At 71.0% G+C, this 7,028-nt stretch carries 7 protein-coding genes; 6 read left to right on the forward strand and 1 reads right to left on the reverse strand.

The annotated features are described in order from the left end of the window. Positions 1-146 precede the first annotated feature (146 nt). Entirely contained in the window at positions 147-1,766 is a 1,620-nt protein-coding gene (locus ACFTZL_RS37865; RefSeq protein ID WP_382592855.1) for an acyl-CoA synthetase, read from the reverse strand. 175 nt (positions 1,767-1,941) lie between these two features. Here ACFTZL_RS37865 and ACFTZL_RS37870 point away from each other — a divergent pair, with 175 nt between their 5' ends. From ACFTZL_RS37870 to ACFTZL_RS37895, 6 genes are all read left to right on the forward strand, one after another. After that, complete coding sequence (locus ACFTZL_RS37870) at positions 1,942-2,742, forward strand: crotonase/enoyl-CoA hydratase family protein (protein WP_382592857.1); 801 nt, start codon at positions 1,942-1,944, stop codon at positions 2,740-2,742. Positions 2,743-2,760: 18 nt separating this feature from the next. Beyond that, positions 2,761-3,702, forward strand: coding sequence for a Zn-ribbon domain-containing OB-fold protein (locus ACFTZL_RS37875; RefSeq protein ID WP_382592860.1), 942 nt, complete (start codon positions 2,761-2,763; stop codon positions 3,700-3,702). Beyond that, a complete protein-coding gene (locus ACFTZL_RS37880; protein WP_382592863.1) occupies positions 3,699-4,763 on the forward strand; it encodes a thiolase domain-containing protein in 1,065 nt (354 codons plus the stop codon). The genes ACFTZL_RS37875 and ACFTZL_RS37880 overlap by 4 nt, the downstream gene beginning before the upstream one ends. Then, entirely contained in the window at positions 4,760-5,926 is a 1,167-nt protein-coding gene (locus ACFTZL_RS37885) for a thiolase domain-containing protein (protein WP_382592866.1), read from the forward strand. The genes ACFTZL_RS37880 and ACFTZL_RS37885 overlap by 4 nt, the downstream gene beginning before the upstream one ends. A gap of 106 nt (positions 5,927-6,032) precedes the next feature. Continuing rightward, complete coding sequence (locus tag ACFTZL_RS37890) at positions 6,033-6,275, forward strand: DUF397 domain-containing protein (RefSeq protein WP_382592869.1); 243 nt, start codon at positions 6,033-6,035, stop codon at positions 6,273-6,275. Between the two features lie 163 nt (positions 6,276-6,438). Further along, a partial coding sequence (locus ACFTZL_RS37895; RefSeq protein ID WP_382592872.1) for a universal stress protein occupies positions 6,439-7,028 on the forward strand: 590 nt, incomplete at its 3' end.

Consider the following 7,028-nt stretch of genomic DNA (forward strand, 5'->3'; position numbering starts at 1 on the left):
CCTACATAAACAACATAGTAAACATCGACACCCGGAGGACCTTCATTTATTACAAGCTAGGCATGGCAAACAGAGCCCGGTGAGCCGAGCCTGCCACCACCAGTACGTCCGCACGTCACCTTAGGTTCAATCGACAGGCCGGAAAATCACCCGTCCGCCGCCACCGCCACCTCCCGGGCCCACCGGTAGTCCGCCTTGCCGCTCGGCGACCGCTGGACCGACTCCGTGATCACGAGCTGGCGCGGGATCTTGTAGCCGGCGAGCCGGTCACGGCAGTGCGCCCGGATGTCCTCCAGCGACGGCCGCACCGCCCCCTCGCGCAGCTGCACCACGGCCGCCACATGGTGGCCCCACTGGAGGTCCGGCACCCCGGCCACCAGCGCGTCGTAGACGTCCGGGTGGGACTTGAGGGCCTGCTCGACCTCCTCCGGGTACACCTTCTCGCCGCCGGTGTTGATGCACTGCGAGCCGCGCCCCAGGACGGTGACCACGCCCTCCTCGTCGACCGTGGCCATGTCACCGAGCAGCACCCACCGCTCGCCGCCCCTGTCGAAGAAGGTCCCGGCGGTCTTGGCGGGGTCGTTGTAGTAGCCGAGCGGCACATGTCCGCACTGGGCGATCCGGCCCACCTCGCCGGCCGCCACGGGTTCGTATGTGGCCGGGTCCACCACCTGCGTACGGGCGTGGACACGGATCCGGAAGCCCCGCTCGGGTCCCGAGTCCGCGGTCGCCGTGCCGTTGAAACCGGACTCCGACGAGCCGAAGTTGTTCAGCAGCATGGCGTTCGGCACCAGCTCCTGGAACTGCCGGCGCACCGTGTCCGACATGATCGCGCCCGACGACGACACGCTGAACAGCGAGGAGCGGTCGATGTGCCGCAGCGGACCGCCCAGCGCGTCGATCAGCGGCCGCAGCATCGCGTCGCCCACCAGCGAGATGCTGCTGACCCTCTCCTTCTCCACGGCCCGCAGCACCTCCTCGGGCACGAACTTGCGGTGGATCACGACCCGCTGCCCGAAGTTGAAGCCGATGAACGCCGTGAGGGTGGACGTGCCGTGCATCAGCGGAGCCGTGGGAAAGAAGGTGATCCCGGACCCACCGGCCGCGACCCGCTCGGCCAGCTCCTCCGGCTTCTTCACCGGCTCACCGGTCGGGGCGCCCCCGCCGAGACCCGCGAAGAACAGATCCTCCTGCCGCCACATCACACCCTTGGGCATCCCGGTCGTACCCCCGGTGTAGATGATGAACTGGTCGTCGGCCGAACGTGCCGGGAAGCCGCGTGACGACGACCCCGCGGCCTCGGCATCCGCGAACTCCGTACACGGCACCTCCGCGGCCCCCTGCGCCGGCGCACCCACCCGGACCAGATGGCGCAGCTTCCCCGCCCGCGGACGCGCCGCCGCCACCCGGTCCGTGAACTCCGCGTCGAAGACCAACGCCACCAGATCCGCGTCCCGGTAGAGGTACACCAACTCCTCTTCCACGTACCGGTAGTTGACGTTGACCGGGACGATCCGCGCCTTCAGGCAGCCCAGCACCGTCTGCAGATACTCCACCCCGTTGTAGAGGTGGAGACCGAGGTGCTCACCGGGCCGTATCCCGCTGTCGAGCAGATGGTGGCCGACGCGATTGGCCGCCGCGTCCAGCTCCGCGTACGTCAGACGGCGCTCCGCGCCCGTACCGGGATGGTCGGCGTACACCAGCGCCTCACGGCCGGGGACGACGTCGACGACCGACTCGAACAGGTCGGCAAGGTTGTACTCCACCGCTCCTCCTGACCCGGGACGTGCCTGGCATCGGACGGTTCGCCGGTCATCAGAGCAAAGGGCGGCCCAACTGTGAAGGGTCCGCGCGAAGAAAACTGACTACCTGTCAGAAAACCCTTGAAGTGCCTCGCGCCCTACTGCAACCTGTTCTCGTTCTTCGAGAGGGGAGTTGGCCATGGGTGGGACGGAACACCTCACCGTGCAGCGCGAAGGCGCCACACTGGTGCTCACGCTCAACAGGCCTCAGGCCAGGAACGCGCTCTCGCTGCCGATGCTCGTCGGCCTCCACGACGGCTGGCTCGAGGCCGACGCGGACGACTCGGTCCGCTCGATCGTCTTCACCGGCGCGGGCGGCTCGTTCTGCTCGGGCATGGACCTCAAGGCCCTCGCCGGGAAAGGCATGGCCGGCGAGGAGTACCGCGACCGGCTCAAGGCCGACCCCGACCTGCACTGGAAGGCGATGCTGCGCCACCACCGCCCCCGCAAACCGGTGATCGCCGCCGTCGAGGGGTACTGCGTCGCGGGCGGCACCGAGATGCTCCAGGGCACCGACATCCGCGTCGCCGGCGAATCGGCGACCTTCGGCCTGTTCGAGGTGAAGCGGGGCCTGTTCCCCATCGGCGGCTCCACGGTCCGGCTGCAACGCCAGATCCCGCGCACCCACGCCCTGGAGATGCTCCTCACCGGCCGCCCCTACAGTGCCCGCGAGGCCGCCGCCATCGGCCTGGTCGGCCACGTCGTCCCCGACGGCACCGCACTCGAACGGGCACTGGAGATCGCCGAACAGGTCAACTCCTGCGGCCCGCTGGCCGTCGAGGCCGTCAAGGCCTCCGTCTACGAGACCGCGGAGCTGACCGAGTCCGACGGCCTCGCGGCCGAACTCACCCGGGGCTGGCCGGTGTTCGACACCGCCGACGCCAAGGAGGGCGCCCGCGCCTTCGCGGAGAAACGACCGCCCGTCTACAAGCGCGCCTGACCGAAGGAGCCCTGTGGCATGCCCGAAGTCCTCAAAGCCCCCCTCGTCGTCGAGTTCCCCTTCACCCGCTCCCTCGGCCCCGTCCAGAGCGCCTTCCTGACCGGCCTGCGCGAACGCGTCGTCCTGGGGGTACGCGCGAGTGACGGGCGCGTCCTCGTCCCGCCCGCCGAGTACGACCCCGTCACCGCCGAGGAGATCCGCGACCTCGTCGAGGTCGCCCCCACCGGCACGGTCACCACCTGGGCCTGGAACCACGCCCCCCGCCGCGGCCAGCCCCTCACCACCCCCTTCGCCTGGGCCCTGGTCCGCCTCGACGGCGCCGACACAGCCCTTCTGCACGCCCTCGACGCCCCGGACCCCGACGCCGTCCACACAGGCATGCGCGTCCGCATCCGCTGGGCGGAGGAACGCACCGGAACCATCACGGACATCGCCTGCTTCGAGCCGTACGACGGCGAGCCGCCGCAACTCATAGGAAATACCGGTGAGTTCGAGGACTCCGTCACCGGCATCGTCGCCGCCGCCCGCCTCGACTACACCTACTCGCCCGGCCGCGCCCAGACCGCGTACATCAACGCCCTGGGCGGCCGACGCACCGTCGGCGAGCGCTGCCCGTCCTGCCGGAAGGTCTACGTCCCGCCGAGGGGTGCCTGCCCCACATGTGGGGTGGCCACAGCCGAACAGGTCGAGGTGGGGCCGCGCGGCACGGTGACCACGTTCTGCATCGTCAACATCAAGGCGAAGAACCTGGACATCGAGGTGCCGTACGTCTACGCACACATCGCCCTCGACGGCGCCGGCCTCGCGCTCCACGGCCGTATCGGCGGCATCCCGTACGACGAGGTCCGCATGGGGCTGCGGGTCGAACCCGTGTGGACGGAGGGCGCCCGCTATCCCGACCACTACCGGCCGACGGGCGAGCCCGACGCGGACTACGACGTCTACAAGGAGCTGCTGTGACGAGCGCACCGCGGGACCGCGAGATTGCCGTCGTCGCCTTCGCCCAGACCGCCCACCGGCGCACCAGCGAGGAGCTCTCCGAGGTGGAGATGCTCATGCCGGTACTGCACGAGGTCCTCGACCGCACCGGCCTGAAGACCGCCGACATCGACTTCACCTGCTCCGGCTCCAGCGACTACCTCGCCGGCCGCGCCTTCTCCTTCACGCTTGCCCTCGACGGCGTCGGCGCCTGGCCGCCGATCTCCGAGTCCCACGTCGAGATGGACGGCGCATGGGCCCTGTACGAGGCCTGGACCAAACTCCTCACCGGCGACGCCGACACCGCCCTGGTCTACTCGTACGGCAAGTCCTCGCCCGGCCCGGTCCGCGACGTGCTGACCCGCCAGCTCGACCCGTACTACGTGGCACCCCTGTGGCCCGACTCCGTGGCGCTCGCCGCCCTCCAGGCACAGGCCCTCATCGACGCCGGCGACACCGACGAGCCCGCCCTCGCGGCCGTCGCCGCCCGCAACCGGGAGGCGGCCACCGCCAACCCGCACGCGCAGCTCAAGGGGTCCGTGGCGCAGGGGGAGTACCTGGTTCGGCCCCTGCGCACCGGTGACTGCCCGCCCATCGGCGACGGGGCCGCCGCAGTGATCCTCGCGGCCGGAGACCGGGCCCGTGAACTGTGCGCACGCCCCGCCTGGATCCGCGGCATCGACCACCGCATCGAGGCACACAGCCTCGGCGTGCGCGACCTGACCGACTCGCCGTCCACCCGCCTGGCCGCCGAGCGGGCCGGCGCCTTCGAACGGCCTGTCGACACCGCCGAGCTGCACGCACCCTTCACCACGCAGGAGATCGTCCTGCGCAAGGCCCTCGGGCTCGACGACGGCGTACACATCAACCCCTCCGGCGGAGCGCTCGCCGCCAACCCGATCATGGCCGCCGGCCTCATCCGCCTCGGAGAGGCCGCCGCCCGCATCCACCGCGGCGAGTCCGACCGCGCCCTCGCCCACGCCACGTCCGGCCCCTGCCTGCAGCAGAACCTGGTCGCCGTACTCGAAGGGGAGCCCCGATGAGCAAGGAGCCCGTGGCCGTCGTCGGCATCGGCCAGACCAAGCACGTCGCGGCACGCCGGGACCTGTCGATCGCCGGGCTGGTCCGGGAGGCGGCACGACGCGCGCTCGACGACGCCGAGCTGACCTGGGCCGACATCGACGCCGTCGTGATCGGCAAGGCGCCCGACTTCTTCGAGGGCGTCATGATGCCGGAGCTCTACCTCGCCGACGCGCTCGGAGCCGTCGGCAAACCCATGCTCCGCGTGCACACCGCCGGGTCGGTCGGCGGCTCCACCGCGCTCGTCGCCGCGAACCTCGTCGCGGCCCGCGTCCACGGCACCGTCCTCACCCTCGCCTTCGAAAAACAGTCCGAATCGAACGCCATGTGGGGCCTGTCCCTGCCGATCCCCTTCCAGCAGCCCCTGCTGGCCGGGGCGGGCGGTTTCTTCGCCCCGCACATACGCGCGTACATGCGACGCAGCGGCGCACCCGAGACGATCGGCGCCCTGGTCGCCTACAAGGACCGGCGCAACGCGCTGAGGAACCCCTACGCCCACCTGCACGAACACGACATCACCCTGGAGAAGGTGACGGCCTCGCCCATGCTGTGGGACCCGATCCGCTACTCGGAGACCTGCCCCTCCTCCGACGGCGCCTGCGCCATGATCCTCACCGACCGCGCGGGAGCCGCCCGGGCACCACGACCGCCCGCCTGGATGCTCGGCGGCGCGATGCGCAGCGAACCGACCCTCTTCGCCGGCAAGGACTTCGTCTCCCCGCAGGCCGGCCAGGACTGCGCGGCCGACGTCTACCGGCAGGCCGGGATCACCGACCCCCGCCGCGAGATCGACGGCGCCGAGATCTACGTGCCGTTCTCCTGGTACGAGCCGATGTGGCTGGAGAACCTCGGCTTCGCCGTCGAGGGCGAGGGCTGGAAACTCACCGAGGCGGGCGTGACCGAACTGGACGGGGACCTGCCCGTCAACATGTCGGGCGGCGTCCTGTCCACCAACCCCATCGGCGCCTCCGGCATGATCCGCTTCGCGGAGGCGGCGCTCCAGGTGCGCCGACAGGCCGGGGAACACCAGGTGGACGGCGCCCGCAGGGTCCTCGGACACGCCTACGGCGGCGGATCGCAGTTCTTCTCGATGTGGCTCGTGGGAGCACAGCCACCCGAGTCCTGAAACGACTCCCGAACCGACTCCTGAAAGGTCCCCCTCACGTGCCCTGTTGGCCATGGGGCACGATCGCTAGGCTGGCCGCGGACGACGAATCGGGAGGAGCACGGACGTGGCCGAGACCACCACCCAGCAGCGCCCGCTCACGGGCTGGGACAAGCCGGACCTGGACCTCACCAACGCGGAGTGGCATTCCAGCAGCCGTGGCGTGGGGGATGTCCAGATCGCCTTCGTGGAGGGCTTCATCGCCATGCGGAACAGTGGCAGCCCGGAAAGCCCTTCCCTGATCTTCACGCCCGACGAGTGGGGCGCGTTCGTGTCAGGAGCGCGGGAAGGGGAGTTCGACCTCACGTGACCCGGGCCGGGTGAACCGTCCCGGACGGCCGTGATCCGACGGCCGATCCGGGGGTGTTGCGCCCGCATTTCCGGACACGCGACCCGAGACATCCTCCCGGGGCCGGCACCTGAGCCAGGCTGGCCCCCGGAAGGGACGGTCGTATCCCGGAGGTGAGGAATCCGTGAGCACCCTGCCGGTCATCGCGGCGGTCGACGGTTCGGACGACAGCCTGCGCGCCCTGGAGTGGGCCCTCGACGCCGCCCGCAGGCGTTCGGCGCCCCTGCGCGTGGTCCATGTACGCCAGTACGCCCACTGGGCACAGCCCGAGATCCTCGCCGCCGGACCGGCGGACCCGCAGGACGACCCCGTCCTCGAACGGGTCCGCACCCGCCTGGAAGGACGCGCCGACCAGCCGGACACGGAGTACGTCGCACTGGAGGGCGCGGTCAGCGCCGTCCTGCCCGAACTGGGAGCCTCCGCCCAGTTGCTGGTGCTGGGCTCCCGGGGCCGCGGCGGCTTCGCCGGCCTGCTGCTCGGCTCCAGCGGCATGGCCGCCGCCCGTGACGCGGAGTGCCCCGTCGTCGTGGTGCCCCGGGCCGCGGGCGAGGTGCGGGACGAGACGTCCGAGGGCCCCGGCGCGCGCGTCGTCGTCGGCCTGAAGGTGGACGGCCCCGACGAGGCGACGCTCGAGTTCGCCTTCGCCGAGGCCGCCCGGCGCGGCGCGCGGCTCCAGGCGGTCGCCGCCTACCCATGGCCCGCGCAGCCCTGGAT

The organism is Streptomyces sp. NPDC056948, assembly GCF_042674225.1.
Lineage (GTDB): Bacteria > Actinomycetota > Actinomycetes > Streptomycetales > Streptomycetaceae > Streptomyces > Streptomyces purpurascens.